Annotated in this window: 1 pseudogene; it reads right to left on the bottom strand. The window is 50.9% G+C overall.

Annotation, left to right across the window (positions count from 1 at the left end):
- Positions 1 to 78 precede the first annotated feature (78 nt).
- Positions 79 to 407: pseudogene (locus B1A85_RS23395) on the bottom strand (ZIP family zinc transporter); the annotation flags it as partial.

The raw sequence follows: 407 nt of genomic DNA, 5'->3' as shown, positions 1-407 counted from the left end.
GATGGTTGCTCCAAAGAAGATGGGAATCGAAAAAGCAGCCGCAATTTGGACCCGTCTGCGACGAGGGACCCCTTGTCGCTAAAAGGAAATAATGGTAGCAAGTCCTCCCGGCACATCTGCTGGACCCTGACCTAATGCGAGAAGTACCCCTAACTCAGTGGCTATAGTTGACCCTGCCCAAATCACCCCCCCATCGGAAAATAGACCCACCGCCACTCCTAGAAAAATTATCGAGGCTCCAACATCTATATCACCGCTGCCAAACCGAGTTTTAACTAGTTGCGTAACCTGATCCACCACAATGAAGAAAAGACCACCTGCCACAAAGGAGATGACGGTCATCAAGGGTGCATCCACTCGGAGAGATGCTGGAATCAGTTCGAGGGAGATAACCGCTACCACAACTC

The organism is Chroococcidiopsis sp. TS-821 (assembly GCF_002939305.1).
Taxonomy (GTDB): domain Bacteria; phylum Cyanobacteriota; class Cyanobacteriia; order Cyanobacteriales; family Chroococcidiopsidaceae; genus Chroogloeocystis.
Note: the sequence above shows the minus strand (reverse complement) of the source record. Positions and strands in the feature narration are given on the sequence as shown.